The 26,244-nt window shown below is 61.1% G+C and carries 26 protein-coding genes, 2 tRNA genes and 1 pseudogene; 11 read left to right on the top strand and 18 right to left on the bottom strand.

Translation table 11 applies throughout. The features are described from left to right. Position 1: 1 nt before the first annotated feature. The 4 genes and pseudogenes from ACF8RA_RS16390 to ACF8RA_RS16375 form a co-directional block, all read right to left on the bottom strand. A pseudogene (locus tag ACF8RA_RS16390) lies at positions 2–253 on the bottom strand (hypothetical protein); the annotation flags it as partial. A 53-nt stretch (positions 254–306) separates the two neighbouring features. After that, complete coding sequence (locus tag ACF8RA_RS16385; protein WP_176683628.1) at positions 307–630, bottom strand: helix-turn-helix domain-containing protein; 324 nt, start codon at positions 628–630, stop codon at positions 307–309. Between the two features lie 287 nt (positions 631–917). Beyond that, a tRNA-Thr gene (locus tag ACF8RA_RS16380) sits at positions 918–993 on the bottom strand. A gap of 98 nt (positions 994–1,091) precedes the next feature. Then, positions 1,092–1,340, bottom strand: a complete 249-nt coding sequence (locus ACF8RA_RS16375) for a hypothetical protein (protein WP_176683589.1) — start codon at positions 1,338–1,340, stop codon at positions 1,092–1,094. A 524-nt stretch (positions 1,341–1,864) separates the two neighbouring features. Here ACF8RA_RS16375 and ACF8RA_RS16370 point away from each other — a divergent pair. Continuing rightward, complete coding sequence (locus tag ACF8RA_RS16370; protein WP_003255753.1) at positions 1,865–2,155, top strand: DUF3077 domain-containing protein; 291 nt, start codon at positions 1,865–1,867, stop codon at positions 2,153–2,155. A gap of 292 nt (positions 2,156–2,447) precedes the next feature. Here the strand turns inward: ACF8RA_RS16370 and ACF8RA_RS16365 are convergent, their stop codons facing one another. The 5 genes from ACF8RA_RS16365 to ACF8RA_RS16345 all read right to left on the bottom strand — a co-directional run bounded on the left by ACF8RA_RS16365 (position 2,448) and on the right by ACF8RA_RS16345 (position 6,738). Continuing rightward, positions 2,448–3,653, bottom strand: coding sequence for a methyltransferase (locus ACF8RA_RS16365; RefSeq protein ID WP_176683588.1), 1,206 nt, complete (start codon positions 3,651–3,653; stop codon positions 2,448–2,450). A 111-nt stretch (positions 3,654–3,764) separates the two neighbouring features. Beyond that, positions 3,765–4,454: an ABC transporter permease gene (locus ACF8RA_RS16360; RefSeq protein WP_014589362.1), complete on the bottom strand. Its 690-nt coding sequence runs from the start codon at positions 4,452–4,454 to the stop codon at positions 3,765–3,767. Further along, positions 4,451–5,146 carry an ABC transporter permease gene (locus tag ACF8RA_RS16355; RefSeq protein WP_103443351.1) on the bottom strand — a complete coding sequence of 232 codons (696 nt, stop codon included), beginning with the start codon at positions 5,144–5,146 and terminating at the stop codon, positions 4,451–4,453. The genes ACF8RA_RS16360 and ACF8RA_RS16355 overlap by 4 nt, the downstream gene beginning before the upstream one ends. A gap of 54 nt (positions 5,147–5,200) precedes the next feature. Continuing rightward, positions 5,201–5,953 (bottom strand): ABC transporter substrate-binding protein, encoded by a 753-nt coding sequence (locus ACF8RA_RS16350; RefSeq protein WP_176683587.1) that lies wholly within the window; start codon positions 5,951–5,953, stop codon positions 5,201–5,203. A gap of 11 nt (positions 5,954–5,964) precedes the next feature. Further along, positions 5,965–6,738, bottom strand: coding sequence for an ABC transporter ATP-binding protein (locus tag ACF8RA_RS16345; protein WP_176683586.1), 774 nt, complete (start codon positions 6,736–6,738; stop codon positions 5,965–5,967). A gap of 630 nt (positions 6,739–7,368) precedes the next feature. Here ACF8RA_RS16345 and gabP point away from each other — a divergent pair. Continuing rightward, positions 7,369–8,754 carry a GABA permease gene (gene gabP, locus ACF8RA_RS16340; RefSeq protein WP_176683585.1) on the top strand — a complete coding sequence of 462 codons (1,386 nt, stop codon included), beginning with the start codon at positions 7,369–7,371 and terminating at the stop codon, positions 8,752–8,754. Between the two features lie 242 nt (positions 8,755–8,996). Here the strand turns inward: gabP and ACF8RA_RS16335 are convergent, their stop codons facing one another. Next, positions 8,997–9,440, bottom strand: a complete 444-nt coding sequence (locus ACF8RA_RS16335) for a hypothetical protein (RefSeq protein ID WP_021782628.1) — start codon at positions 9,438–9,440, stop codon at positions 8,997–8,999. 239 nt (positions 9,441–9,679) lie between these two features. On the opposite strand from ACF8RA_RS16335, the gene ACF8RA_RS16330 reads away from it, so the two are divergent. Next, on the top strand, positions 9,680–9,907 hold the full coding sequence (locus ACF8RA_RS16330) for a hypothetical protein (protein WP_176683584.1): 228 nt from the start codon (positions 9,680–9,682) through the stop codon (positions 9,905–9,907). Between the two features lie 189 nt (positions 9,908–10,096). On the opposite strand, the gene ACF8RA_RS16325 is transcribed toward ACF8RA_RS16330, so the two are convergent. The 4 genes from ACF8RA_RS16325 to ACF8RA_RS16310 form a co-directional block, all read right to left on the bottom strand. Then, positions 10,097–10,172, bottom strand: a tRNA-Phe gene (locus ACF8RA_RS16325). Between the two features lie 90 nt (positions 10,173–10,262). Further along, positions 10,263–10,535, bottom strand: a complete 273-nt coding sequence (locus ACF8RA_RS16320; protein WP_003255742.1) for an oxidative damage protection protein — start codon at positions 10,533–10,535, stop codon at positions 10,263–10,265. Next, complete coding sequence (mutY, locus tag ACF8RA_RS16315; RefSeq protein ID WP_064615102.1) at positions 10,532–11,599, bottom strand: A/G-specific adenine glycosylase; 1,068 nt, start codon at positions 11,597–11,599, stop codon at positions 10,532–10,534. The genes ACF8RA_RS16320 and mutY overlap by 4 nt, the downstream gene beginning before the upstream one ends. Then, positions 11,596–13,842 (bottom strand): AsmA family protein, encoded by a 2,247-nt coding sequence (locus ACF8RA_RS16310; protein ID WP_339534212.1) that lies wholly within the window; start codon positions 13,840–13,842, stop codon positions 11,596–11,598. The genes mutY and ACF8RA_RS16310 overlap by 4 nt, the downstream gene beginning before the upstream one ends. Before the next feature lie 268 nt (positions 13,843–14,110). Between ACF8RA_RS16310 and ACF8RA_RS16305 the strand changes: the two genes are divergently transcribed. From ACF8RA_RS16305 to hisF, 6 genes are all read left to right on the top strand, one after another. Then, a complete protein-coding gene (locus ACF8RA_RS16305) occupies positions 14,111–15,772 on the top strand; it encodes an OFA family MFS transporter (protein WP_392519361.1) in 1,662 nt (553 codons plus the stop codon). A 185-nt stretch (positions 15,773–15,957) separates the two neighbouring features. Then, complete coding sequence (gene hisB / locus ACF8RA_RS16300; protein WP_003255736.1) at positions 15,958–16,551, top strand: imidazoleglycerol-phosphate dehydratase HisB; 594 nt, start codon at positions 15,958–15,960, stop codon at positions 16,549–16,551. Next, complete coding sequence (hisH, locus tag ACF8RA_RS16295; protein WP_176683582.1) at positions 16,552–17,190, top strand: imidazole glycerol phosphate synthase subunit HisH; 639 nt, start codon at positions 16,552–16,554, stop codon at positions 17,188–17,190. It begins immediately after the preceding gene. Continuing rightward, entirely contained in the window at positions 17,191–17,451 is a 261-nt protein-coding gene (locus ACF8RA_RS16290; protein WP_021782634.1) for a DUF2164 domain-containing protein, read from the top strand. Between the two features lie 27 nt (positions 17,452–17,478). Further along, on the top strand, positions 17,479–18,216 hold the full coding sequence (gene hisA, locus ACF8RA_RS16285; protein WP_003255731.1) for a 1-(5-phosphoribosyl)-5-[(5-phosphoribosylamino)methylideneamino]imidazole-4-carboxamide isomerase: 738 nt from the start codon (positions 17,479–17,481) through the stop codon (positions 18,214–18,216). A 10-nt stretch (positions 18,217–18,226) separates the two neighbouring features. Next, positions 18,227–18,997: an imidazole glycerol phosphate synthase subunit HisF gene (gene hisF / locus ACF8RA_RS16280; protein WP_176683581.1), complete on the top strand. Its 771-nt coding sequence runs from the start codon at positions 18,227–18,229 to the stop codon at positions 18,995–18,997. A gap of 117 nt (positions 18,998–19,114) precedes the next feature. Here the strand turns inward: hisF and choV are convergent, their stop codons facing one another. From choV to ACF8RA_RS16265, 3 genes are all read right to left on the bottom strand, one after another. Further along, a complete protein-coding gene (gene choV, locus ACF8RA_RS16275; RefSeq protein WP_176683580.1) occupies positions 19,115–20,293 on the bottom strand; it encodes a choline ABC transporter ATP-binding protein in 1,179 nt (392 codons plus the stop codon). Then, a complete protein-coding gene (choW, locus tag ACF8RA_RS16270; protein WP_176683648.1) occupies positions 20,290–21,138 on the bottom strand; it encodes a choline ABC transporter permease subunit in 849 nt (282 codons plus the stop codon). The genes choV and choW overlap by 4 nt, the downstream gene beginning before the upstream one ends. Positions 21,139–21,219: 81 nt before the next feature. Further along, complete coding sequence (locus tag ACF8RA_RS16265) at positions 21,220–22,167, bottom strand: choline ABC transporter substrate-binding protein (RefSeq protein ID WP_176683579.1); 948 nt, start codon at positions 22,165–22,167, stop codon at positions 21,220–21,222. 453 nt (positions 22,168–22,620) lie between these two features. On the opposite strand from ACF8RA_RS16265, the gene ACF8RA_RS16260 reads away from it, so the two are divergent. Then, positions 22,621–23,997, top strand: coding sequence for an L-serine ammonia-lyase (locus ACF8RA_RS16260; protein ID WP_176683578.1), 1,377 nt, complete (start codon positions 22,621–22,623; stop codon positions 23,995–23,997). Between the two features lie 501 nt (positions 23,998–24,498). Next, entirely contained in the window at positions 24,499–25,605 is a 1,107-nt protein-coding gene (locus ACF8RA_RS16255; RefSeq protein ID WP_176683577.1) for a GlxA family transcriptional regulator, read from the top strand. Positions 25,606–25,724: 119 nt separating this feature from the next. On the opposite strand, the gene ACF8RA_RS16250 is transcribed toward ACF8RA_RS16255, so the two are convergent. Then, on the bottom strand, positions 25,725–25,982 hold the full coding sequence (locus ACF8RA_RS16250) for a hypothetical protein (RefSeq protein WP_003255717.1): 258 nt from the start codon (positions 25,980–25,982) through the stop codon (positions 25,725–25,727). Positions 25,983–26,244: the final 262 nt, after the last annotated feature.

Below are 26,244 nucleotides of genomic sequence, written 5' to 3'. Positions count from 1 at the left end.
GCTCGATAGCTGTCTCCGACCACAGCCCAGACTCGACCAGCGCACTGCACACCATGGCTCGGAACCCGTGGCCGCAGATATCCACCTTGGTGTCGTAGCCCATCGTCCTGAGTGCGGCAACCCCTGCGAACACCAAGTCAAATTGGCTAGTGATCGCGTGGATCTGCCCAAGCAAGGCCACTGCATGCGGCGGGTGTTGCATTCGTTCGTAAAAACGACCAACAGGTCCGACCGGCACGCGATGCAGGTCGCCGAACAGCGGATGAAGGAGTTGAAGCAAGAACTGAGAAAAATGGAATACAGGGTTTAGTTGCCAGGCGTTTGGGTGATCACGATCTGGGGCGGTGAACCGGCATCGTTCGAGGGCAGGGTCAGGGTTGTGCGAAAGCCGAGCTTGTCCAGCATGTCCATCATGGCGTCCAAGGTGAATTTCTCGATCTTGCCATTTGCAAGCTCGGATATGCGGGATTGGGTTACGTTCAGCTTGGCTGCGGCATCATGCTGTTTGAGGCCCATTTTTTTGATGCAGTCAGTGATGAAAATGGACAAGTCCATTTTCAAGGCCATTTTGCTGGCGGTATCTGCGTCGTGGGTGGCGTGGAAAGGGCTTTCGTGGAATTGAAGCGCCATCGGCTTGCCTCGGCAGAAATATCTAAAATTTACGATAAATCGTAGTGGGGATTGGTTGGCGAGTCAAAGCGTTTGTGTTGGAGGGTGTGTCTGTTTTTGAGCTGGGCTGTGATCAGAGAATTGCATCTGCTTGGGGGGGTGGGGCTGCTGCGCAGCCCATCGCAGGCAAGCCAGCTCCTACACCGATCGCGGTGGCTTCAGGGCATCTGTAAGGCAGGGGATTGGGGGCTGGGGGGGTTAAAACAAAAAAGGCCCACCTTTCGGTGAGCCTTTTTTGATACTGCGTATGGTGCCGGCACCAGGAATCGAACCCGGGACCTACTGATTACAAGTCAGTTGCTCTACCATCTGAGCTATACCGGCAATGGGGCGTCATTATAGCGATCGTTTGGCGCCTGTAAACCACTTCCTTGCGAATGTTCGCAAAAGACCTAAGTCACCGGCCCAAAAGAAGAATTTTCCTACCAGCCGCGGTGCATGGTGGTGACGCTAGGCTCGCTTTTACCCGGGTTGAAGAACAGCTTGTCGTTGTCGCAGCCGCGCTTGCGGCACGGGGCTTCTGCGCGCAGGGGCAGGCCGTTGTCGCCGCCCAGTTGCATGCCGGGGTGGTTCCAGCCCAGGTTGCTGTTGGGGTGGGGCGAGGTGCCGCCGGCGCAGCCGGTCAGGGCCAGGGCGAAGGTCAGCAGGGCGAGGGGGGTGGCTCGGGTCACGATGCTCAGGTCCGGTGGTCCATTGTTGGTTCTGGCGCAACGCCAGAAGGTCGCGGGGCTGGCGGGCAGCGCGCGACGTCACTTTTTAATGATTTGGGGGGCGGATGATACACCGTTGCGGCGGTGGAGCATTAGCCTTGTGTTGTCTGGTGTGGCCTCTTCGCGGGTGAACCCGCTCCTACACGGGGGCGGGTAAGCCGGGTTATCTGTGTAAGTGAATTCTGAACCATGGGGTCAAAAGCTTCAGGGTGTGGATGCTTCGGAAGTATCCTACGCCCGCCGCCGAAGTAACGCTGTTGTCGGGGAAGTGGCTCACGGATACCGTTTTCGGGTCGCTCTGCGACCGGGTGTGAGAACCCGACTTTGAACGTATCGGCTGCGTAATGGCGACTGTGCGCGGGCAGACCTTGGTCTGGCCGAGCTTCCTACGTTCACTCGGTTTCTCACCTCGTGCACGGTTGCCGCCTTTGTTCCGTGAGAAAGAATGAACACGGCAGCTCCTTTTGAACTAGGGAGTTTGAAAAGTGAAAACGATCGATTCTGATCCCAACAGCCCCAAACCAATCACAACCGCAGGCGTGGAAACCTTCCTCGCAGCCGGTAACCCATCCCTCAATCTCCTACGCGTAGAGCCCGGCGTCCCCGTCGACGCGGCCTACGAGCATGTCTCGATCCTGATGGGTTACATCAAGCACCTGGTGCGCGAGGGGGATATGGAGGACGACCATAAATTCCTGGGTGCAGCCGATTACCTGTGCGACATGGCCAAGGCGCTGATGAACGATATCGAGATTGCCAAGGGCAAGGCGCATTGAAAATGTGAGAGTGCGGGGGCTGCTTTGCAGCCCTTTCGCGACGCAAGGCTGCTCCCACAAATGACCGCGCAAACAGCGCTTGCGCTAACCACAAGAAATGTTTATGCACAAGTGGCATCGGCGACCTGAGCGAAAGGCATGCCGGATCGCTACGCCGCTTGTCTTTGCGCAAACGCCTGTTTTTACTGGGCTGCAGCCGCAAGCAGGAATAAGCCAAGCGCTTGAAATAGCGCTTGGATCCAACAGGTAATCACAAGCTTGTTCACAGACTTATCCACAGGTTGTGCTGCGGCTAACCGTCGCGTTCCGCAAGAATGAGCAGGTTGCGCGGGGTCAGTGGGTAATCGCAGAACAGGCCCAGGCGCACGTCATAGCCTTGTTCTTCGAGGAACAGGGCGCGATCGAGTACCAGCCACAGCTCCAGTGGCCGACGGAACAGGTTGCGTACGCGCTCCAGGTTCCGAACCTCGGCCAGGCGTTGCCAGCCCGCAGCTTCCAACATTGCCCAGTCCGGGTTGCCGCTCACTGGCAATTGCTTCAGTTCAGCCAAGTCACGGCAGTATTGCTCGAAGGGTTTCTCCAGCCAGGCCACCGGCAGGGAAGGCGTCGGCAGGTATTCATCGGTCTGGCGCTGCTGGCGTTGCAGCAGGTCGAAGCCCAGGCGCCGGGCCATCGAGGTGTCGCGCTGGCGCCGCACGCGGGCGCCGGCAGTGACGGTTTCGCTCAAGGGCAGGCCCAGGTCGTCCAGCGATAGCTGCAGGCTCGACGCCTGCGCGGCTGTGGATAACGCTTGGTACTGCTGCGCCGCGATGCGGTTGTAGCAGCAGGGGGCTATGGCCAGTTGCCGGCAACCTTGCTGGCTGGCCAGTTGCATCAGGCGTACATGCAGATCGCCACAGGCATGCAGGGCAACCACGCTTTTATCGTCAGCCAGGTGGCGAGCGCTGTCGCTGGCCATCACGTCCTGATGTACGTGCTGTGCTTGCAAGTGGTGGTGTGCACTCAGGGCCTGACCAGCAGCGACCAGGTCGGCGTCGTACTCCAGGCAGGTCAGGTGTTGACCGGGTTGCAGCAGGCGACGGCCGAGGTGGCCTTTGCCAGAACACCAGTCCAGCCAGTGCCGGGGCTGCTCGCGGAAGGCCAGGTGGCTGGCGAAGGCTTCGATCTGCTGCCATTTGCGGCCGGGGACGGCGACGTCCAGGCGGTGGGCGGCAGGCGGTAGATTGGTTTGCGCAAGGCTGCCGAGCGTGGCGAGCTGTCGGGCTTGTTCGGCCAGTTGCGGGAATGGGGCAGGCAAGCGGTCAATGGCGCTGTCGGCTTCGGCGTCTGCCAGGGAACATTGGCGCAGGTGGGCGGCAAGCGCTGGGTGGGTGGTTTCCCAAGGCAGTTGCAGGGTGGTGAAGGGGCGGGGTTTCCACAGCTGTTGGTGCTCGATCAGGAACTGGTCGAGGGCCTGGAAGCGGGTGCTGAGGTGGTGGCTGTGGAGGGGGCTGGGCATGGGGATGTGTGTTGGGGTTGAGGGCCTGTCCGCGGGGAAACCCGCTCCTACGAAGGTTCAGCATAGGCCTGTTGTAGGAGCGGGCGTGCCCGCGAAGATGGCTAGGAGATGTCAGCGGCCTTGGCAGGCATCCACGCGCAACCAGCGCTCCAGCAGCTTGAAGCCTTGCACCAGCATGAACGAGATCACCAGGTAGAACACGCCTGCAGCGAAGAAGATTTCCACCGGCAGGTAGGTGCGGGCGATGATGGTACGGGCCATGCCGGTCAGCTCCAGCAGGGTCACGGTACTGGCCAGGGCACTGGCCTTGAGCATCAGGATCACTTCGTTGCTGTACGCCGGCAGGCCGATGCGTGCGGCGCGTGGCAGCATGATGTAGAACAGCGCCTTGCCCCGCGACATGCCCAGCGCCCGCGCCGCTTCGATCTCACCTTTGGGGATCGACTGCAGTGCGCCGCGCAGGATCTCGGCGATGTAGGCGGCGGTGTGCAGGGTCATGGTCAGCACCGTGCACCAGAACGGGTCGCGCAGGTACGGCCACAGCGAGCTGGAACGAACTGCATCGAATTGCGCCAGGCCGTAATAGACCAGGAACAGTTGCACCAGCAGCGGCGTGCCGCGGAAGAAGAAGATGTAGCTGAACGGCACGGCGCGCACGTACCAATGGCGCGAGGAACGGGCGATGCCCAACGGGATGGCCAGGATCAACCCGGCAACCACGGCAATGGCCACCAGTTCCAGGGTCAGGACTGCACCCTCGGCCAGGCGTGGCAGCCATTTGAAGATGACTTCCCAATTCATTGTTCAGCCCTCGCAAAGCCGCGAGCGGCACGTTTTTCCATGAAATGCATACCGGTCATGGCAATGACGGTCAGGCCCAGGTAGATGCAGGCCGCAACCATGTAGAAGGTGAACGGCTCTTTGGTCACGGTCACGCCGATTTGTGCGTGGCGCATGATTTCTTCCAGGCCGATTACCGACACCAGGGCGGTGTCCTTCATCAGGATCATGAACAGGTTGCCAAGGCCGGGCAGGGCGATGCGCCACATCTGCGGCAGGATGATCCGCGAGAGGATGCGGGCCTTGGACAGGCCTAGCGCCAGGCCAGCTTCACGGTGGCCTTTGGGGATCGCCAGGATGGCGCCACGGAACACTTCGGTGGCGTAGGCGCCAAAGCACAGGCCGAGGGCGATGACGCCCGCAGCGAAGGCGCTGAGCTCCAGGCCCGGCATGTTCAGGGCTTCGCCGAGGCTGCTCATGAGCCCGACGGTACCGAAATAGATAAGCAGCACCCAGAGCAGTTCGGGCACGCCGCGCACCAGGGTCGAGTAGAAGCCGCCAAGCCATTGCAGCGGCTTGAGCGGAGAGGTCTTGGCCAGGGCGCCGAGCAGGCCCAGGACCAGCCCCAGCAGCAAGGCGCAAAGCGCCAGTTTTACGGTCATCAGGGTGCCGGCCATCATGGCCGGACCGAATCCGTGCAGGTCGATATTCATGGGCAGGTCATTTTAGGGACTGGCGCGCCGCAAGGGCGCGCCGGTCAGGGCGGATCATTCGATGCTGAACGGGAAGTACTTGTCGTTGATTTTCTTGTACGTACCGTCGGCTTTGATTTCTGCCAGGGCTTTGTTCAGGTCGTCGCGCAGCTTGGTGTCACCTTTGCGCACGGCAATGCCGATCTTGTCGCTGTCCATCACCGGCTCGCCCTTGAACTCGAAGTTCGAGCCGTCTTTGCTTTTCAGCCACTCGTACTGCACGTACTTGTCGGCGAGGATGCCGTCGATACGACCGGAAACCAGGTCAAGGTAGGCGTTTTCCTGGGTGTCGTAGAGTTTGACATCGACATCCGGGTAGTTGTCTTCAAGGTAGGTGCCGGCCAGGGTGGCGCGCTGGGTGCCGATGACCTTGCCCTTAAGCGACGCTTTGTCGGTCTTGAAGTCGACGTTTTTCGGCGCGATGAACTGCAGCTTGTTGGAGTAGTACGGATCGGTGAAGTCCACAGCCTGCTTGCGTTCGTCGGTGATCGACAGCGACGACACCAGGAAGTCGAACTTCTTGGCGTTCAGGGCCGGGATGATGCCGTCCCAGTCGGAGGTAACGACCGAGCACTCGACTTTCATCTTGGCGCACAGGGCGTCGCCAATGTCTTTGTCGAAGCCAACCACGTTACCGCTGGCATCCTTGTTGTTGAACGGTGGGTAGGCGGCTTCGATGCCCATGCGCAGTTTTTCTGCGGCCATGGCGTTTGCCGACATTACCAGCGTGGCAGCAGCTGCCAGGAGAAACTTCTTGTAGGTGTGCATGTATTGCTCCGTTAGCGGTGGCTGGACATGAATTGCTTGCAACGCGCCGAGGTCGGGTTCTCGAAGACCTGCTGCGGCGATCCCTGCTCTTCGACCAGGCCCTGGTGCAGGAAGACGACTTCACTGGACACATGGCGGGCAAAGCTCATCTCGTGCGTCACCAGCAGCATGGTACGGCCTTCTTCGGCCAATGCGCGGATAACGTTAAGCACTTCCTGGACCATTTCCGGATCGAGGGCCGATGTAGGCTCGTCGAACAGGATGACCTTGGGCTTCATGGCCAGGGTACGGGCAATGGCGGCGCGCTGTTGCTGGCCACCGGAAAGCTGGGCGGGGTAGCTGTGGCGTTTGTCGTAGATGCCGACCTTGTTCAGCAGCGCTTCGGCTGCTTCGATGGCCTCGGCCTTGCTTTGGCCGAGCACGCGGCGTGGCGCCTCGATGATGTTGTCGAGGATCGACATGTGTGGCCACAGGTTGAAATTCTGGAAGACAAAGCCGATTTCGCTGCGCAGGCGATTGATCTGGCGGTTGTCGGCAGCGATCAGGTCGCCATTCTTGGAGGCCTTGAGCTTGAGGGCTTCGCCGGCGACCAGGATTTCGCCCTGGTGCGGGTTCTCGAGCAGGTTGATGCAGCGCAGCAGGGTGGACTTGCCGGAGCCGGACGACCCCAGGATGGAGATCACGTCACCGTCGCGAGCGGTCAGCGAAATGCCCTTGAGAATTTCCTGCTCGCCGTAGCGTTTGTGCAAATTGCGGATTTCCAGCGCGGGCGTGGCCTGAGCCATGTGCGGTCCTCATGTGTTCGGGTGCGTTCCCAGCTGTTGGCGGCCTTCCTGGCGTGCGCCAAGCTAGCATAGCGGCATTATGACGGCCAACAGGGTCGCCGGGGACTGGGGGCACTGGTGGGGCAGTTTGTCGCATCGCTACAGCGTAACGTCGCGCAGATGTCCGCGAAGGTGTCGCCCAGCACCAGAGCCTTGATGAAAAAAGGCGCGATGGTGCCAGCTTTGGCCGGCTCATGGAAGCTGTTTTGGCCCATTGGAGGGGTAAACCCGACCTTTTGGCCGTAGGAACGGGTTATCCCGCGAATGCCTCTTTGAGATCATGAGGTTGTACCCATGGGTTGCACTTTTTGTATTGCGCTGGTGCAAAGGTGTTACCGAGGAGCACCTTTGGTGCGTTTGTAAGTGGGTATTTCAGTAATCCGCTCATTTGATGCCCTTTCGGTCAGGCATTGGCCGAAAGCCCTCCAAGCCCTCTCCTGAAAGGCCTGTAGAATTTTCTGACGAATGCATTTAGCACCTGGCGCGTTTATTGCCAGCAGGAAACCGCCGATTGCAGCGACGCCTAGGTCAACCCTTGGCGCGCTCTGTATCCGCAGTCGGCGTGGTCCACTCCTTACAAAGGTAGTTTCAATGAGCGGTAACAATTCCAATGACCTCGCTCAGGGGCTCAAGCAACGGCATGTGACCATGCTGTCCATCGCTGGCGTTATCGGTGCCGGCCTGTTCGTAGGCTCCGGCCACGCCATCGCAGCTGCCGGCCCTGCCGTGCTGCTGGCTTACGCTGCCGCCGGTACGCTGGTCGTGCTGGTGATGCGTATGCTGGGTGAAATGGCAGTCGCCTCGCCTGACACTGGTTCGTTCTCTACGTATGCCGACCGCGCCATCGGGCGCTGGGCCGGTTTCACCATTGGCTGGCTGTACTGGTGGTTCTGGGTGCTGGTGATTCCGCTGGAGGCCAACGCCGCCGCGGCCATTCTGCATGCCTGGTTCCCGGCGGTTGACCTGTGGGCGTTCTCCCTCATCATTACCCTGGCACTGACACTTACCAACCTGTGCAGTGTGAAGAACTACGGTGAGTTCGAATTCTGGTTTGCCCTGCTCAAAGTGCTGGCGATCATCGGCTTCATCGCCGTGGGCTGTGCTGCCTTGTTCGGCTTTGTTCCGAACAGCCAGGTGAGCGGTGCCAGCCACCTGTTCGATACCCAGGGCTTCATGCCCAACGGCCTGGGCGCAGTGCTGGCAGCCATGCTGACCACCATGTTCTCGTTCATGGGTACTGAAATCGTCACCATTGCCGCTGCCGAGTCGAAGGACCCGGGCAAGCAGATCAGCCGTGCCACCAACTCGGTAATCTGGCGTATCTGCCTGTTCTACCTGGTGTCGATCTTCCTGGTCGTGGCCCTGGTGCCGTGGAACGACCCGGCCCTGGCCGAGGCTGGCTCTTACCAGACCGTGCTGAGCCGTATCGGTGTGCCGAATGCCAAGTTGATCGTCGACATCGTCGTGCTGATTGCCGTGACCAGCTGCCTGAACTCGGCGCTGTACACGTCTTCGCGCATGTTGTTCTCGCTGAGCAAGCGTGGCGACGCCCCGGCTATCGCCCAGCGCACCACCAAGGCGGCGACCCCGCATGTGGCGGTACTGCTGTCCACCGCAGCGGCATTCCTTTGCGTGTTCGCCAACTTCGTGGCACCGGCCCAGGTATTCGAGTTCCTGCTGGCCAGCTCTGGCGCCATTGCGCTGCTGGTGTACCTGGTGATCGCTGTGTCGCAACTGCGCATGCGCGCCCAGCGTGAAGCCCGTGGCGAAAAGATTACCTTCAAGATGTGGCTGTTCCCGGGGCTGACCTGGGCGACCATTGCATTCATCGTTGCCATTCTTGCGGTAATGGCGCTGCGTGAGGATCACCGTGTAGAGATCATTGCGACTGCGCTGCTGAGTATTGCTGTGGTGGCGGCTGGCTTGCTGGTGCACCGCAAGCGCGAGGCTGCCGGGCGGGCGGCGCTGGACAGCTGATCTGCGCTGGCTGAAATGAAAAGGCCGCGCCCAGTGAAGGGTGCGGCCTTTTTTTGCCCCGGCCCTTTCGCGGGCAAGTCCGCAGGTTCACCACAGGCCCGTAGGAGCGGGTTTACCCACGAAAGGGCCGGGCCTGCTGGCCAATTTCCCTGGCTGATTACCGTCGCAGCCGCCGTCATATTCGCGGGTAAACCCGCTCCTACAGGGGGCGCGCAGAGGCCACAACAGGTTACATGGCCCTGTCAGCCAAACTGCTTCTGCTGTTGCTGCTGTTTGGCCACGAGTTCGGAAGCGGCGATATAGGCTTCCTGGAACTCATCACTCTCCAGCCAGGCCATGGTGGTCTCTTCGTCAGCGCCGTCCAGCCATTTGCGGTAGGCGTTGAACACCAGCACGATGTAGTCGGTAGCGTGTTCTTCCTTGTGTCCCTTGAGCACCAGGGCGAGCAGCGGATCTACCAGGAACACCGAGATCATTGGCACCAGGCCGCCTTCCTGGGCTTCCTTCATCTTGTTGAACATCGCGTCGTAGCTGCCCGACTCCATGGCCTTGTTGTACACCTGCTCGACGCTTGCGCTGTCGCCGGCGCTGGCCTTGACCGCTTGGCCGCTGCGTACCATGCGGTTCTGCTTGGCCTTGCTGGCGGCGCGCTTGGCGCGTTTCTGTTGCTTGGTAGGGGTGGCCATGGGCAAATCCTTGGGTGTGTCTGAAAGTGCGCGTATTGAAGCGCAATTGCCCGATAAACCCAAGCAGTGCTCCCGGGCGCTGCCGCTTGAGATGTCTGTGGGATACATATCCAGATTATGCGAACCGTGGGCCCTGCGTAGCTTCTCTCCCGCTGCCAGCCATGCTGGCTGGCAGCCTGTCACCGCGCCAATTCGGCGTCTGTGAGTGATGCGCACGTTTGCGCTGCAAAGGAGGAGTCATGAAGCACTTTTATCTGGTCACCCTGTACGGCTACACGGACGATGGCAGGGTTTACTATCCAACCGGTTTCGCCGGTTGCGACGAACAGAGGATTACAAAGGCTGACATCGCTGCCGTCATCGAAAAAGGCAAGCAACACGGCCACCTTCGGTTGCACAGCATCTCCTACCTCGGGCACATGACCGAGGATGCATTCGAGCATCTTCGTTCCATGTCGGACGAGTAAGGTTCGACCCGCAGTCTGCTTATGGCTGCGGGTTTCTCGATTGCATGGCGAGCCTTCAGGTTGCGTTGTGAAATCGGGTGTTCTTCGAAGTCGCGTGAAGTTAAAAAATCATAGGCAACAAAAAACCCGCACTAGGCGGGTTTCTTGTTGTCGCTTCGGGTAACTTTGCAACCACCAGAAGCTTGAAGGTGGTGCCCAGAGACGGAGTCGAACCGCCGACACGAGGATTTTCAATCCTCTGCTCTACCGACTGAGCTATCTGGGCGACGAGGTGAATTAAATAGATTTCCGGACCGCTCGTCAACGACTTTTTGAAAAAATTTTAAATTAATTCCGTCGCTTACGATTTTTGGGGTCATTCGGCCGGTGGAACGTAGCCTTCGGCCTGGGCGTATTCTTCGCCGGCGAAAAACTTGTCCATTTCGGCCTGGAGGAATTTGCGGTCCTCGGCGTTCATCATGTTCAGGCGCTTTTCGTTGATCAGCATGGTCTGGTGCTTCTGCCAGTCGGCCCAGGCTTTCTGCGAGATGTGTTCGAAGATGTCCTGGCCCTTGGCGCCGGGGTAGGGCGGGCGTTCCAGGCCGGGTAGTTCTTCTTGGTACTTGCGGCACATCACGGTGCGAGTCATCGGGCGTCTCCTGCAATCAGTTCGTCGGTCGCGCGTTCAAGCAGCTTTTTCACCGGGGCGGCGAGGCCCAGACGCGGCGGGGTGGCGAGGTTATACCAGAGCCAGTCGGCCTCGGCCACGTGCTCGCCGACCGGGTCGACGCGTACTAGCCAGGGTTCGATTGCCAGCTGGAAGTGGCTGAAGGTATGGGTCAGGCCGTCCATGGCGTGGCGGCCAGCCAGGCGCAGGCCATGCTGGTAGGCCAGGTCGTCGAGCTGGGCGATGTCGTCCAGTTCCGGGAGGCTCCACAAACCACCCCACAGGCCGCTGGAAGGACGGCGGTAAAGCAGGATGGCGCCTTCGTGGTTGGCCAGCAGTGGCATCAGTGTGCGCCGTTGCGGTAACGCCTTGCGCGGTTTGGGCTCGGGGTAGCGGGTTTCTTCGCCGTGCAGGTGCGCTTCGCAGCCGCGCTGCAACGGGCAGATCAGGCAGCTGGGCTTGCTGCGCGTGCACAGCGTGGCGCCCATGTCCATCATCGCCTGGGTGTAGTGGTTGGCGCGTTGTTGCGGGGTGAAACGCTCGGCGGTGGCCCATAGCTGGTTGGCAACTTTGGGTTCGCCGGGGTAGCCGGCCTGGGCGGTGTAGCGTGCCAGCACGCGCTTGACGTTGCCGTCGAGGATCGGTGCGCGGATGCCCATGCTGATGCTGGCGATCGCGCCGGCAGTCGAGCGGCCGATGCCGGGCAGCTCGGTAAGCTGCTCGACACTGCGCGGGAATTCGCCGCCATGTTGCTCGACGACGACCTTGGCGGCTTTTTGCAGGTTGCGTGCGCGGGTGTAGTAGCCCAGGCCCGTCCACAGGTGCAGCACTTCGTCCTCCGGTGCCTCGGCCAGGGCTTGCACGGTTGGCAGGGCCTGCATGAAGCGGTCGAAGTAGTTGAGCACGGTGCTGACCTGAGTCTGCTGCAACATGATTTCCGACACCCACACGCGGTACGGCGTGATGCCCTGTTGCCAGGGCAGGTCGTGCCGGCCGTGCTCGTCATACCAGTCCAGCACAGCGCTGGAGAACTGCTCGGGGCTCATCGGTTGAACAGCCCCTTGAGCGCGTCTTTCAGTTCCGGGCTCACTTTGTCTCCAAGTTTTTCATCAAGTTTTTCATCGATCTTGTCTTTCAGGCGGTTGCCGGCCAGCTTGGCGGCAACCTTGCCCAGGCCGTTCTGGTCCAGGCGGCAGGCCTTCGCGCCGAGTTCCAGCGGGCCACGGCAGCGCAGGGGCACTTCAACACCCACATAGCGTTCGTTGACCTGGCAAGCCGGGTCCGGCATGGCACGCTGGTCGCCTTCGACGATTACGCCGATGTTGTAGTCCATGCCCAGCACGCGCAGGTCGAGGTCACCATGGCCGTTGACGGTCAGGCCAGGGATGCGCGCCTTGAGGTCCGGGTTGCTGGCGACGCCATTGCGCACCACCAGGCTGCCGCGCAGTTCCTGGAACGGGGTGTCCTTGCCACGTGGCTCGCTGTTCAGCGTCTTGCGATTGAGCGTGGCGATGGCCTGGCACAGCTGCTGTTCCAGGTTGGCATTGACCAGCACGCCGTCGTTGATGGTGAAGTTTGCGCTGCCGTTCAGGGTGTCGACCAGTGCCTTCTGGCTGTTACCGGTGGCTGTCATGTCACTGGTCAGGGTCAGCAGGCCCTTGACCGGTGGTGTCTGCTCCTTGCCTTCGGTCTTGATGAAGTGCTCCACCGGCACCCGCTGGATGTTGGTGCTCACACCCAGCTGTGGCACGGCAGGGCGTACGTCGACCGTGCCCTTGGCTTCGAAGGTGCCGTTGTACAGCTCTCCGCGCAGGGTTTGCAGAGTCAGCAGGCCGCCTTGGCCAACGGCCTTGAGCTGGGCGCCTTCGATCGGCAGCTTGTCCAGGGTCAACGAGCCGAAGGCCAGGTCAGCCTGCAGGTCGAGGGCGCGCAGCCGGTCGATCGGCAGCAGTTTGTCGTCGCTCCAGGCCACTTGCGTTGGGGCGTTGGGCAGTGGTGTGGTGCCGGCACTGGCTACGGCGCTGGCCTCTTGTTGCTTGACCTCGGCCTGGCGCGCAGCGGTGGCGCCCTTGGCCTCTTCGCTCTTGGCCGGCAGGTAGCGGTCGGCGTCGAAGGTGTCGCCCTTAAGCTGCAGGCGCAGGGCTTGTTTGGCGAAATCTTCGACGGCCACGCGGCCGCTGAAGGTGCTGTCGTCCAGCTTCACTGCCAGGTCTTCCAGGGCCAGGCTGCTGGGCGTGCCCTGCAGGCGAGTGACCAACTCCAGCTTGGCGAAGGCGGCCGGATCGTTGGTGGCCGGCAGCGGGCGACCAATGCTTTCAAGGAAGGCGCGCAGGTTGAACTGGGCGATGGACAGGCCGCCGCTCAGCTGGGGTGCCTTGTCCAGATCGCGCAGGTTCAGCTCCCCGAGGGCGCGCAGTTGGTTGGCCGAGACTTTCAGGCCGTTCCACGAGGCGACATTGGCGGCCAGGTCGACCAGCAATTGGCCTTGGGCGGCGAAGGTCACGGTCTTGCCGCCGGTAGGCTCCCCCGAGGTTTCGCCCGACAGGCGCATGTCTTCGAAGTTGTAGCGCTTGAGTTTGCGGTCGAAGCGCAATTCGCCGGCCAACTCGGTACGGGCCTTGATGCTCGGCTGGCTGGCGCTGATGAAGGCACTGGCCTTGAGCGGGATGTTTGCGCCTTCATGGATCGGGCCGGTGCTCAGCTGGATGCTTTCGGCGCTGTAGCTGTGGCCGGTCTTGGCATCGGTGTACTGCACGCGGGCGTTGTTCACGGTCAGGCTGTCGATGTCCAGCTTGATGGCGCGGTCGTTGCTTTCGGCGGTCGCAGGCTTCTGCTCGGCAGGAGCCTGTGCGGATGCATCGGTGCTTGCGCCGTTCTGCGCGGGCAGCGGCTTGCCGATGTCTTCCCAGTTGCCATGGCCCTGTTCGTCACGCGTCAGGGTCAGGTTCAGGCCTTCGACACGTACGTCGCTCATTTGCACTTCGCGGCGCAGCAGCGGCAGCACACGGACCGAAAGCCCAAGCATCTGCAGGTCGGCGAACGGCTCCTTGGGGTTGTTCAAGGTAGCGATGCTGGCTTCGTGCAGCTCCAGGCCCAGCCATGGGAACAGGCTCCAGCCGATGTCACCGTTGAGGGTCAGTTCGATGTGAGCCTTGTCGCGTGCCAGCTGGCGAATCTCGTCTTTGTAGTCGTTGGGATCAAAGAGGTGGGTCAGGGCGAAGCCCAGCGCCACGATGATCAGCAGTAACCCGAGAAGCCCCAGTCCCAGGATTTTGCCGAACGCTTTCATGGGCGAGTCCTTTTAGTCCGTTAGTGAGTTCAGGCGGCAGAGTATAACGCTGTAGCGGTTACCCCTGCTTGTACGACTAGAGATGTAGGAAATTCCTACGCCTGTATCAGATCGTACGGCTTTCGACAGCCTAGTATTGAGCGGGTGCCGGGAACATGACCGTTTCAGTCAGGCAAAATTGAACGATGGCAGATTGCTTTCATGCTGCTTGATGCTGCTACCCTTGCGCCGCTTCGCGAGCACCCTCCCAATAACAAGGATCAGATCCATGACCAGTACTGTCGCGACGGGAACCTCGGCCAGTGCGCCAGGCTTTCTGTCGAAGGAACGCATAATCGCCGGCCCAGGCTTCAACCGCTGGCTGGTCCCGCCAGCCGCCCTGGCCATTCATCTGTGCATCGGTATGGCCTACGGCTTCTCGGTATTCTGGCTGCCTTTGTCGCAAGCCCTTGGGATCACCGCCCCCGTCGCCTGTGCGGCAGACATGGGCTTCATGGCCCGAATGTTCAGCGCCGAATGCGACTGGCCAATCTCGATGCTGAGCTGGATCTACACCCTGTTCTTCGTATTCCTCGGCTGCTCGGCGGCGGTGCTGGGCGGTTGGCTGGAGCACGCCGGCCCGCGCAAGGCTGGCCTGGTCTCGGCCTTGTGCTGGTGCGGCGGCATGCTGCTTTCGGCGATAGGTGTGAAAACCCATCAGCTGTGGCTGATGTGGCTTGGCTCCGGCGTAATCGGCGGTATCGGCCTGGGCCTGGGCTACATCTCGCCGGTATCGACCTTGATCAAGTGGTTCCCGGACAAACGCGGCATGGCCACCGGTATGGCGATCATGGGCTTCGGCGGCGGGGCCATGGTAGGGGCGCCGCTGGCCACCGCGCTTATGGGGCATTTTGGCAATGAGCACGAAGTTGGCGTATGGCAGAGTTTTGTCGCCATGGCGGCGATCTACTTCGTGTTCATGACCGCTGGCGCACTGGCGTATCGCGTACCTCCGACCGGCTGGAAGCCTGAAGGTTGGGCTGCACCGTTGAAGAATGCCAGTAACGCCATGGTCACCGACCGCCACGTGCACGTCAGTGTGGCCTGGAAGACTCCGCAGTTCGCACTGATCTGGCTGGTGCTGTGCCTGAACGTGTCGGCGGGCATCGGCATTATCGGTATGGCTTCGCCGCTGCTGCAGGAAGTGTTCGCCGGTAAATTACTGGGCAACGAACTGACCTTCAGCCAGCTGAGCACTGCGCAGTTGGCGCAAATTGCCGCGATCGCCGCCGGATTTACCGGCCTGCTGAGCCTGTTCAACATTGGCGGCCGGTTCTTCTGGGCATCGTTCTCCGACTACATAGGCCGCAAGAACACCTACTTTGCCTTCTTCGCCTTGGGTGTGGGCTTGTACAGCCTGGTGCCGAACATGGGGCACCTGGGCAACGTGGCACTTTTCGTGGCCGCGTTCTGCATCATTCTGTCGATGTATGGCGGTGGCTTTGCAACGGTGCCGGCCTACCTGGCGGACCTGTTCGGCACGCAGATGGTGGGTGCCATCCATGGTCGCCTGCTGACCGCCTGGGCGGCAGCGGGGGTGCTGGGGCCGGTGCTGATCACCTACCTGCGCGAGTATCAACTGGCGGCAGGTGTGGAGCGGGCAGCGGCTTATGACATGACCTTGTACATTCTCGCGGGTTTGCTGGTGCTGGGCTTTATCTGCAACATGCTGGTGCGCCCGGTGGCCGACAAGCACTTCATGAGTGATGCCGAACTGGCGGCCGAGCGCGCGTTGAGCCATGACAAGGGCGCCGATGGGGCGCGGTCGCTGGAGTGGACAGCGGCGCCAGGCAGCCTGCCACTGGTGCTGCTGGCCTGGGCGGTGGTGGTTGTGCCGTTGGCCTGGGGTGTCTGGGTGACCTTGCAGAAGACCGCTGTGCTGTTCCATTGATCAGCAGGGGCGCGCGTTGCGCCCCTTTCGCAGATGCAGGAGCGGGCCGTTGTGGTTGTATAGACCTGTAGCGGTATCCAGTCCGCATAAATCCTGGCTTTGCCATATGTCATCCGCGTTTCAAGCTGGCGCGTTCTGGGCCTATAATGAAACCCTTTTCGCCCAATGATTTTGCGGAGCTGGTGATGGTTGAACGTAAGGCTTCCGTCGAGCGCAATACCCTGGAAACCCAGGTCAAGTGCTCGATCAACCTCGATGGCAGTGGCAAGGCCCGATTCGATATCGGTGTGCCCTTCCTTGAACACATGCTGGACCAGATCGCCCGCCATGGGCTGATCGATCTGGATATCGAGTGCAAGGGTGACACGCATATCGACGATCACCATACCGTCGAAGACGTCGGCATCACCCTGGGCATGGCATTCGCCCAAGCCATCGGTGACAAGAAAGGTATCTTCCGCTACGGCCACGCCTACGTGCCGCTGGACGAAGCGCTGTCACGCGTGGTCATCGACTTCTCTGGCCGCCCAGGCCTGCAGATGCATGTGCCGTATACCCGTGCCAGCGTTGGCGGCTTCGATGTCGACCTGTTCCAGGAGTTTTTCCAGGGCTTCGTCAACCACGCCCTGGTAACCCTGCACATCGACAACCTGCGTGGCCACAACACCCACCACCAGATCGAAACCGTATTCAAGGCTTTCGGCCGCGCCCTGCGCATGGCCATCACCCTCGACGAGCGTATGGCCGGGCAGATGCCTTCCACCAAAGGGTGCCTGTAAATGCAAACGGTAGCCGTAATCGACTATGGCATGGGTAACCTGCACTCGGTGGCCAAGGCACTTGAGCACGTAGGTGCCGGTAAAGTGCTGGTTACCAGCGATGCCTCAGTGATCCGCGAGGCCGACCGTGTGGTGTTCCCGGGCGTGGGCGCGATTCGCGATTGCATGGCCGAGATCCGCCGCCTGGGCTTCGACAGCCTGGTGCGCGAAGTCAGTCAGGACCGCCCGTTCCTCGGCATCTGCGTCGGTATGCAGGCGCTGCTCGAGCACAGTGAGGAAAACACCGGCGTCGACTGCATCGGCCTGTTCCCTGGCCAGGTGCGCTTTTTCGGCAAAGACCTGCAAGAAGACGGCGAGCACCTGAAGGTGCCGCACATGGGCTGGAACGAAGTCGCCCAGACCATCGATCACCCGCTGTGGCACGACATCCCTGACCGCGCACGTTTCTACTTCGTGCACAGCTACTACATCAATGCCGGCAAACCGGGCCAGGTGGTGGGGCGCGGTCACTATGGCGTCGACTTTGCCGCAGCGCTGGCCGACGGTTCGCGTTTTGCCGTGCAGTTCCACCCGGAGAAGAGCCATACCCATGGCCTGCAGTTGCTGCAGAACTTCATTGCCTGGGACGGGCGCTGGTAAATGAGCAGGTCGAAGACCAAGGCCCCGAGCATCACCCTGGCCCCCGAGCAGGAGCGCGAAGCGCTCGACACCTTGAAGCGCTTCCTCGAAGACCGCTTCGAACTGCAGTTGGGGTCGTTCGAGGTGGCCGAGGTCCTCGAGCTGTTCAGCAAAGAGATTGCACCCCATTACTACAACAGGGCGATTGCCGATGTTCAGCTGCACCTCAAGGAGCGGTTCGAGAGCATCGAAAGCGACCTGTGGGCACTCGAGAAGCCCTGAAACCCAACAAATAGACAGGTTCCCAAGATGCTGATTATCCCCGCTATCGATCTGAAGGACGGTGCTTGCGTGCGCCTGCGCCAGGGCCGCATGGAAGACTCTACGGTATTTTCCGACGACCCGGTGAGCATGGCTGCCAAGTGGGTCGAGGGTGGTTGCCGCCGCCTGCACCTGGTCGACCTCAACGGCGCCTTCGAAGGCCAGCCAGTCAATGGTGAAGTGGTTACCGCCATCGCCAAACGCTACCCGAACCTGCCGATCCAGATCGGCGGCGGTATCCGTTCGCTGGAAACCATCGAACACTACGTCAAGGCTGGCGTCAGCTACGTGATCATCGGCACCAAGGCCGTCAAGCAGCCCGAGTTCGTCGCTGAAGCGTGCAAAGCCTTCCCGGGCAAGGTCATCGTCGGCCTGGACGCCAAGGACGGCTTCGTTGCCACCGACGGTTGGGCCGAAGTCAGCTCGGTGCAGGTCATCGACCTGGCCAAGCGTTTCGAGGCCGATGGCGTCTCGGCGATCGTCTACACCGACATCGCCAAGGACGGCATGATGCAGGGCTGCAACGTGCCCTTCACCAAGGCACTGGCTGAAGCCACCCGTATCCCGGTGATCGCCTCGGGTGGCATTCACAACCTGGGCGACATCAAGGCCCTGCTGGACGCCAAGGCCCCGGGCATCATCGGCGCCATCACTGGCCGTGCCATCTACGAAGGCACCCTGGATGTCGCTGAGGCCCAGGCCTTCTGTGACAACTACCAAGGCTGAGGACTGAACCATGGCACTGGCCAAGCGCATTATCCCTTGCCTGGACGTGGACAACGGCCGTGTGGTCAAGGGCGTCAAGTTCGAGAACATCCGTGATGCCGGCGACCCGGTGGAAATCGCCCGTCGCTACGACGAGCAAGGTGCCGACGAAATCACCTTTCTCGACATCACCGCCAGCGTCGATGGCCGCGACACCACACTGCATACCGTCGAGCGCATGGCCAGCCAGGTGTTCATCCCGCTGACGGTAGGGGGTGGCGTGCGTACCGTGCAGGACATCCGCAACCTGCTCAACGCCGGTGCCGACAAGGTCTCGATCAACACCGCCGCGGTGTTCAACCCAGAGTTTGTCGGCGAGGCGGCGGACCGATTCGGTTCGCAGTGCATCGTTGTCGCCATCGATGCCAAGAAAGTGTCCGGGCCAGGTGAAGTGCCGCGCTGGGAGATTTTCACTCACGGCGGGCGCAAGCCGACCGGGCTGGATGCAGTCGAGTGGGCGAAGAAGATGGAAGGCCTGGGCGCTGGCGAGATCCTGCTGACCAGCATGGACCAGGACGGCATGAAGAACGGCTTCGACCTGGGAGTCACCCGCGCTATCAGTGATGCGCTGGGCATTCCGGTGATTGCCTCGGGGGGTGTGGGTAACCTGCAGCACCTGGCAGACGGCATTCTGGAAGGGCACGCCAGCGCGGTGCTGGCAGCCAGCATCTTCCACTTTGGCGAATACACCGTGCCTGAGGCCAAGGCCTATATGGCTTCGCGCGGAATCGTCGTTCGCTGATCCATTGATCGGGGCTGCTTTGCAGCCCTTCGCGGGCACGCCCGCTCCCACAGAGATCTCAGCAAACCTGTTGGAGCGGGCGTGCCCGCGAAGGGCCGCGAAGCGGCCCCAATTGCCTCAGCCGAGGGTCTTGCCGAGCAGCGCGTGGTAAAGCTCGGTATCCCCGAGAATCCCCACTACCTTGTCGTTATCCTGCAGCACCAGCTTGTTGCCGGTTTGATAACGAATCTGCAGCGCATCACGCATGCCGATGTCGGCGTGCACCACGGTCGGCCTGCGTTCCAGCAGCTCCACATCTTGCCCCGGTGCCCATTTCTGCATGTCCAGACCGTTCTGGCCCTGGCGTGCACGCTTGAGCGCGCCGCCTTCGCCAAGGTCCAGCCACGAATCGATACCTGGATCCAGGCACACCGAGCCATTGACCCGTTTGCAGTTGTCCAGGCTGCGCATCAGGCTGCGGCCGCACAGCACGTTCAGCGGGTTGGTATGGGCGACGAAGGTGCGCACGTATTCGTCGGCCGGGTTCAGCACGATCTCCTCCGGCTTGCTGTACTGGATGATCCGCCCGTCTTTCATGATCGCAATGCGGGTACCCAGTTTCAGCGCCTCGTCCAGGTCGTGGCTGACGAACACGATGGTTTTGCTCAACTTAGCCTGCAGGCCAAGCAGCTCATCTTGCAGGCCTTGGCGGATCAGTGGATCCAGGGCCGAGAACGGTTCGTCCATCAGCAAGATGTCGGCATCCATCGCCAGCGCCCGGGCCAGGCCCACGCGCTGTTGCATGCCGCCAGAAAGCTCATCCGGCCTCTTGTTGCGCCACTGGGTCAGGCCCACCAGCTCGAGCTTCTCGTCGACCAGCTTGCGCCGTTCCTTTTCCGGACGACCCTGCATTTCCAGGCCAAAGCTGATGTTCTCGCGCACCGTCAGCCAGGGCATCAGGGCAAACTTCTGGAACACCATGGCAATGCGCTTGGTACGCATCATCTTCAGCTCGGCCGCGGAGCAGTTGGCAATGTCGATGTGCTTGCCTTCGTGCTCGACGAACAACTTGCCGCGGCTGACGGTGTTGAGGCCGTTGATGCAGCGCAGCAGGCTCGACTTGCCCGAGCCGGACAAGCCCATCAGCACGCAGATCTCGCCTTTGTTGATATCGAGGTTGGCCTTTTCGACACCCACCACCAGGCCGGTCTGCTTGAGGATCTGCTCGCGGGTCTGGCCTTGGTCCAGCAGCGCCAGTGCCTCGCGCGGCTTGTTAGAGAAGATGACGTCGACGTCTTCGAAACGAATGATGCTCATGCCTCACCCCTTACCGGCAGTTCCGGTTGCTTGCAGATACGGTCGAGCATGATTGCCAGCAGCACGATCGCCAGGCCCGCTTCGAAGCCCAGGGAGATATCGGCGGTGTTCAGTGCGTTGACCACAGGTTTGCCCAGGCCGTCAGCGCCGACCAGAGCGGCAATTACTACCATCGACAGCGACAGCATGATGCATTGAGTGACACCGGCGGCGATGCTTGGCATCGCGTGCGGCAGTTCGATACGGGTAAGCAGCTGGCGACGCGAGCAGCCAAAGGCCTTGCCGGCGTCCATCAACTCTTGCGGCACGTCGCAGATACCCAGGTAGGTCAGGCGGATGGGCGCGGCAATGGCGAACACCACGGTGGAGATCAGCCCCGGTACCACGCCCAGGCCGAACAGGGTCAGGGTAGGGATCAGGTAAACGAAGGTGGGTACCGTCTGCATCAGGTCGAGCACTGGGCGCATGGCGGTATAGAACATCGGTTTGTGCGCGGCGAGGATGCCCAGTGGCACGCCGATCAACACACACACCACCGTGGCGAAGGTGACCTGCGCCAGGGTTTCCATGGTTTCCTGCCAGTAACCCAGGTTGAGGATCAGCAGGAACGACAGGGCAACGAACGCGGTCAGCGCCCACTTGCGCTGGATCAGGTGCGCCAGGGCGGCGAACAGGGCGATGAGAACGAGCGGGTTGAACCAGGTAAGGGTATTGGTGACCCCGTAGATCATGAACTCCAGGCCTTGCGCGATGGCGTCGAAGTAATTCGCGCCATGCTGGGTCAGCCATTCGACGAACGACGCGATGTACTGGCCCAAGGGTATTTTCTGATCGATAAGCATGATAGCGAGCTTCCACCTGCATAGATTGAAATCAACCCGAGGCAGGCACGGTCCTGCCCCGAGGTAGCGCTACTGCGTAGTTCGTTATTGCGTAAGCTTGGCCTTGGCCGCCTCCAGGCCGGGTTTGCCATCAAAGGTGGTAACGCCGGCCAGCCAGGCATCCAGCTTGCCTGGGTTGTCCTTGATCCATTTCCTGGCGGCGGCTTCGGGTTTCATCTTGTCGTCCAGGACATAGCCCATCATGGTGCTTTCATCCTTGAGCTCGAACGACAGGTTTTTAAGCAGTTGGCCAACGTTGCTGCATTCCTGCGTATACCCCTTGCGGGTGTTCGTCAGCACGGTGGCCTTGCCGAAGTCAGGGCCGAAGAATTCGTCCCCGCCGGTCAGGTACTGCATCTTGAAGCGGGTGTTCATCGGGTGTGGTTCCCAGCCCAGGAACACCATTGCCTCGCCGCGTTTCTGCGCGCGGTCAACCTGCGACAGCATGCCCGCCTCGCTGGACTGCACGATCTTGAAACCGGCGTCCTTCAAGCCAAAGGCGTTCTTGTCGATCATGCTCTGGATGGTGCGGTTGCCGTCGTTACCCGGTTCTATGCCGTAGATCTTGCCGTTCAGTTCCTTCTTGAACTTGGGGATGTCGCTGAAATCCTTCAGGCCCTTGTCATACAGCGCCTGGGGGACTGCCAGGGTGTACTTGGCGTTTTCCAGGTTGGCGCGCACGGTTTCTACCGTGCCGGCATCGCGGTACTGCTTGATGTCGTTTTCCATGGTCGGCATCCAGTTGCCGAGAAACACGTCCAGGTCCTTGCCGGTGGCCAGCGACTTGTAGGTCACCGGTACCGAGATCATGGTGGTGTGGGTCTTGTAACCCAGGGCTTCGAGCACAACGCTGGTGGTCGCGGTCGTGACTGTGATGTCGGTCCAGCCGACATCGGAGAAGCGTACAGTCTGACACTGCTCGGGTTCGGCTGCCTGGGCCAGCAATGGCGCGGACAGCAGCGCAACCAGCAACAGCGAGGGTGAACCTTTCATGGATGGACTCCTGAGATATTGTCTTCGGGTTCGCGTGGGTCGCCGGGCTTTCTGAGGGTCCGGTCGACCAGGCCTGCAGAGGGCAGGATGCGTGGCCGTGCTTTACGAGTCGCTTTCGATAATCCTCCAGCGCCGGGCAATCGCCTACTGGTGGGGTCGTATCCAGTACGGAACGGGTCGTATCCAGTATGGGCGATGTCGCTTATGGATTTTTCCACCCCCTCACACGCATTTTTGCGTCACCAGGCCGCTGGAAAACGGCGTGGTGGGCACAGTGCCTTGGCTGAAAACAGTGCGGCGCTGCTGGACAAAAGTACGTCGGTTGCAGACGGCGAGGTGGGCGGTAAAAGCCCGATGATGCTGGCATTCAAGGCGGCCCGCTGTTTGAGCCTAGCAGCTACCCCGCCCTGCGCATGGCGCGCAGAGACAAGCCCAGCAAGAGGTGATTCGACAATGGCCATCAGCGTGTTCGACCTGTTCAAGATCGGTGTCGGGCCCTCCAGCTCCCACACCGTCGGCCCCATGCGTGCTGGCGCCCTGTTCGTACAGGGCCTGCGAGAACGCGGCGAGCTGGAACGTGTAAAACGGATCGAAGTGCGCCTGTATGGCTCGCTGTCGGCCACCGGTATCGGTCATGGCACCGACAACGCCACCATCATGGGCCTGATGGGCGAGTGGCCTGACGCCATTGACCCGACCCAGATCGTGCCGCGTATCGCCGACCTGCGCGAAACCAACACCCTGCAACTGGATAGCCGCTTGCCCATCGAGTTCGTCTGGGCCCGCGACATGCTGCTGCTGGACGAGAACCTGCCGTATCACCCCAACGCCATGACCCTGATTGCCGAAGGCGAGCAGGGCGAGTTGCACCGCGACACCTATTACTCCGTGGGCGGCGGCTTTGTGGTCGATGCAGCCCAAGCCGCCAGCGGTGTGCTGGATGCTGACCAGACGGTGCTGCCGTACGACTTCAACAGCGCCGCCGAACTGCTGCGCCTGTGCAAGCAAAACGACCTCAGCGTGTCGCAATTGATGATGGCCAACGAGAAGGTCTGGCGCAGCGAGGAAGAAATTCGCGCTGGCCTGCACAAGCTCTGGGAGGCCATGCAGGAATGCGTCAACAACGGCCTCAAGTACGAGGGCACGCTACCCGGCGGGCTTAACGTGCGCCGCCGCGCCGCCAAGCTGCACCGCAGCTTGCAGGAAATCGGCAAGCCCAACGTGATCGGCTCGACCATGAGTGCCATGGAATGGGTCAACCTGTTCGCCTTGGCGGTCAATGAAGAAAACGCCGCCGGTGGGCGCATGGTGACCGCGCCTACCAACGGCGCGGCGGGTATCATCCCGGCGGTGCTGCATTACTACATGCGATTCAGCGATGCGGTTGATGAATCCAGCGTTGTCGATTACTTCCTGGCCGCCGCCGCCGTGGGCATCCTGTGCAAGAAGAACGCCTCGATCTCTGGTGCCGAAGTGGGCTGCCAGGGGGAAGTCGGCTCGGCCTGCGCGATGGCAGCAGCGGGTCTTGCCGAAGTGCTTGGTGCCACCCCGCCACAGGTTGAGAACGCCGCTGAAATTGCCCTGGAACACAACCTTGGCCTGACCTGCGACCCGGTTGGCGGGTTGGTGCAAGTGCCCTGCATCGAGCGCAACGCAATTGCTGCGGTGAAGGCCATCAACGCGGTGCAGATGGCGTTGCGTGGTGATGGTGAGCACTTCATTTCCCTCGACCAGGTAATTCGCACCATGCGTGATACCGGGGCCGATATGCACGACAAGTACAAAGAGACCTCGCGCGGCGGCCTGGCGGTCAGCGCTATCGAGTGCTGATTTACAGGTCTGATCTCCAGGGCATCTTCGCGGGCAAGCCCGCTCCTACAGGAACTGTGCAATCCCTGTAGGAGCGGGCTTGCCCGCGAAGATGTCCTTGAGGCTGTTGCAGGTGCAGCACAGCCGGCAATGCCTCTTTATGGTGCGATGATGGGCGCCCCGCCTACCGATCGTCGGATGTCGCGATCAGTGTTGGCGTTGTCGGTGACACTTAAGGGTGTCGCTTCTGGGAAACCCACGCGGCGCGTGTCACTAAACTGCTCAACCGTTACAGGCAACGCGCTAGCTCGCCTGTTCTGGACGATTGGCCAACACGTTGCAAGTACTTGAAATGCCCAATAAAGGCGTCGTTTTCAGGTTTTTTTGGATGGCCGTTCAAGTTTAGGCACGGCGTTTGCGTTGAGATTGGCAAGCCTACCCCCGGAAAATGACCGAGGGGTCATAACAAGAAGTAAGTGCCCGCCTGAGGCACACCCTGCATTTGTGTGAGGAGAAATCGCGATGACGTCGTACAACTCCGGGAATCCAACCCAGAACCGCACAACACCCCAGTCCATCGGGTTTCTTCTATTGGACAATTTCACCCTGATTTCCCTGGCCTCGGCAGTCGAGCCGCTGCGTATGGCCAACCAGCTGTCTGGCCGCGAGCTGTATCGCTGGCACACGCTGACGGTCGATGGCGGTCAGGTGTGGGCCAGCGATGGCCTGCAAATCACACCGGATGCCGCAATCAGCAATGCTCCGCCCATCGACACCGTGATTGTCTGTGGTGGTGTTGGCATCCAGCGTTCCGTCACCCGTGAGCACGTCACCTGGTTGCAAGCCCAGGCCCGTCAGTCGCGCAGGTTGGGCGCCGTGTGCACCGGCAGTTGGGCACTGGCCTGCGCTGGCCTGCTCGATGGCTTCGATTGCAGCGTGCACTGGGAATGCCTGGCCGCAATGCAGGAAGCCTTCCCGCGGGTGAACATGAGCACCCGTCTGTTCACCCTTGACCGCAACCGCTTCACCAGCTCCGGTGGCACCGCGCCGCTGGACATGATGCTGCACCTGATCAGCCGTGATCACGGCCGCGAGCTGTCGGCGGCGATCTCCGAGATGTTCGTCTACGAGCGTATTCGCAACGAGCAGGACCACCAGCGTGTGCCGCTCAAGCACATGCTTGGCACCAACCAGCCGAAGTTGCAGGAAATCGTCGCGCTAATGGAGGCCAATCTGGAGGAACCGATCGACCTGGACGAACTGGCGGTGTATGTGTCGGTTTCGCGACGCCAGCTGGAGCGCCTGTTCCAGAAGTACCTGCACTGCTCGCCGTCGCGCTACTACCTGAAGTTGCGCCTGATCCGTGCGCGGCAGTTGCTGAAGCAGACGCCGATGTCGATCATCGAAGTGGCATCGGTGTGCGGCTTCGTGTCGACCCCGCACTTCTCCAAGTGCTATCGCGAGTACTTTGGCATTCCGCCGCGTGACGAGCGCGTGGGCTCCAACACCGCGCAGCAGGTGGCCATGATGCCGATTCCGCAGGCCATGACCCTGTCGCCGCACAGCGGGCCGATGGCGGCCCTGAGCCAGGCGCGCAACGAGTCGACATTTGCCAGTGTAAGGCTCTGATACCGCGCCAGCCTCTTCGCGGGCACGCCCGCTCCCACAGGTCACCCGCTGAGCTTGAGCCAGCGGTGATCTGTGGGGGCGGGCTTGTTCCGCGAAGGGGCCGGTCCTGGGTAAATGGATTACGCGCGTTTGTTGAACTGCGCCAACGCTGGCAACAGTTGCTTGTCGATGGCTTGGCGCACCGCAGGCAGGATCGTCGCACTACCGGTGTACATCTGCTCCACCATCCCCTTCAGCGCCCGCGCATTGGGCTCGGTCAGCCCACGAACCACCGCTTCACACGCCTGTTCGGCACTGGCCCCGGCAGGAATATCGAAACCGCGCGCGCGCAGGTGGCCGGCGAGGTCGTCCTGATCAATCAAATCCGCATGCATCATGGCTGTTGTCCCTTTTATCGCTAAGAGAGTGCTGCTGTGATTTACGACCGATTCTGTGACGTGCGCGACAGCCTCGCAAGGACAGAATGTCGCCATGGCTGCTTTGGCTAAGAACAGGTCGTTTACGACTAAATCCCCTGCCAGGCAAGCACGCACACTGAAGCCATTCACGGTACAGAGGGTTTGGTCACCCTCGCTCACACGCAGTGGATGTTGCTCGCTCTTGGCCCCGGTAGCTCACGGCTTTCCGGGGTTATTTTTT

Source organism: Pseudomonas sp. FYR_5, from assembly GCF_043106315.1.
In the GTDB taxonomy this organism is placed as follows: Bacteria; Pseudomonadota; Gammaproteobacteria; order Pseudomonadales; family Pseudomonadaceae; genus Aquipseudomonas; species Aquipseudomonas putida_Y.
The sequence above is the reverse complement of the archived record's forward strand: the minus strand, read 5'-3'. Positions and strand labels throughout refer to the sequence as shown.

Bases quoted from the DNA above. Each gene is read 5' to 3' on its own strand.
- ACF8RA_RS16250 (WP_003255717.1), bottom strand. From the start codon at position 25,982: ATGATGCATGCGGATTTGATTGATCAGGACGACCTCGCCGGCCACCTG.
- ACF8RA_RS16360 (WP_014589362.1), bottom strand. From the start codon at position 4,454: ATGAATTGGGAAGTCATCTTCAAATGGCTGCCACGCCTGGCCGAGGGT.
- ACF8RA_RS16310 (WP_339534212.1), bottom strand. From the start codon at position 13,842: ATGAAAGCGTTCGGCAAAATCCTGGGACTGGGGCTTCTCGGGTTACTG.
- ACF8RA_RS16305 (WP_392519361.1), top strand. From the start codon at position 14,111: ATGACCAGTACTGTCGCGACGGGAACCTCGGCCAGTGCGCCAGGCTTT.
- ACF8RA_RS16320 (WP_003255742.1), bottom strand. From the start codon at position 10,535: ATGACTCGCACCGTGATGTGCCGCAAGTACCAAGAAGAACTACCCGGC.
- ACF8RA_RS16255 (WP_176683577.1), top strand. From the start codon at position 24,499: ATGACGTCGTACAACTCCGGGAATCCAACCCAGAACCGCACAACACCC.
- ACF8RA_RS16260 (WP_176683578.1), top strand. From the start codon at position 22,621: ATGGCCATCAGCGTGTTCGACCTGTTCAAGATCGGTGTCGGGCCCTCC.
- hisB (WP_003255736.1), top strand. From the start codon at position 15,958: ATGGTTGAACGTAAGGCTTCCGTCGAGCGCAATACCCTGGAAACCCAG.
- hisH (WP_176683582.1), top strand. From the start codon at position 16,552: ATGCAAACGGTAGCCGTAATCGACTATGGCATGGGTAACCTGCACTCG.
- ACF8RA_RS16330 (WP_176683584.1), top strand. From the start codon at position 9,680: ATGAAGCACTTTTATCTGGTCACCCTGTACGGCTACACGGACGATGGC.
- hisA (WP_003255731.1), top strand. From the start codon at position 17,479: ATGCTGATTATCCCCGCTATCGATCTGAAGGACGGTGCTTGCGTGCGC.
- ACF8RA_RS16265 (WP_176683579.1), bottom strand. From the start codon at position 22,167: ATGAAAGGTTCACCCTCGCTGTTGCTGGTTGCGCTGCTGTCCGCGCCA.
- ACF8RA_RS16290 (WP_021782634.1), top strand. From the start codon at position 17,191: ATGAGCAGGTCGAAGACCAAGGCCCCGAGCATCACCCTGGCCCCCGAG.
- ACF8RA_RS16345 (WP_176683586.1), bottom strand. From the start codon at position 6,738: ATGGCTCAGGCCACGCCCGCGCTGGAAATCCGCAATTTGCACAAACGC.
- hisF (WP_176683581.1), top strand. From the start codon at position 18,227: ATGGCACTGGCCAAGCGCATTATCCCTTGCCTGGACGTGGACAACGGC.
- ACF8RA_RS16355 (WP_103443351.1), bottom strand. From the start codon at position 5,146: ATGAATATCGACCTGCACGGATTCGGTCCGGCCATGATGGCCGGCACC.
- mutY (WP_064615102.1), bottom strand. From the start codon at position 11,599: ATGAGCCCCGAGCAGTTCTCCAGCGCTGTGCTGGACTGGTATGACGAG.
- ACF8RA_RS16335 (WP_021782628.1), bottom strand. From the start codon at position 9,440: ATGGCCACCCCTACCAAGCAACAGAAACGCGCCAAGCGCGCCGCCAGC.
- ACF8RA_RS16385 (WP_176683628.1), bottom strand. From the start codon at position 630: ATGGCGCTTCAATTCCACGAAAGCCCTTTCCACGCCACCCACGACGCA.
- choV (WP_176683580.1), bottom strand. From the start codon at position 20,293: ATGAGCATCATTCGTTTCGAAGACGTCGACGTCATCTTCTCTAACAAG.
- ACF8RA_RS16350 (WP_176683587.1), bottom strand. From the start codon at position 5,953: ATGCACACCTACAAGAAGTTTCTCCTGGCAGCTGCTGCCACGCTGGTA.
- gabP (WP_176683585.1), top strand. From the start codon at position 7,369: ATGAGCGGTAACAATTCCAATGACCTCGCTCAGGGGCTCAAGCAACGG.
- ACF8RA_RS16365 (WP_176683588.1), bottom strand. From the start codon at position 3,653: ATGCCCAGCCCCCTCCACAGCCACCACCTCAGCACCCGCTTCCAGGCC.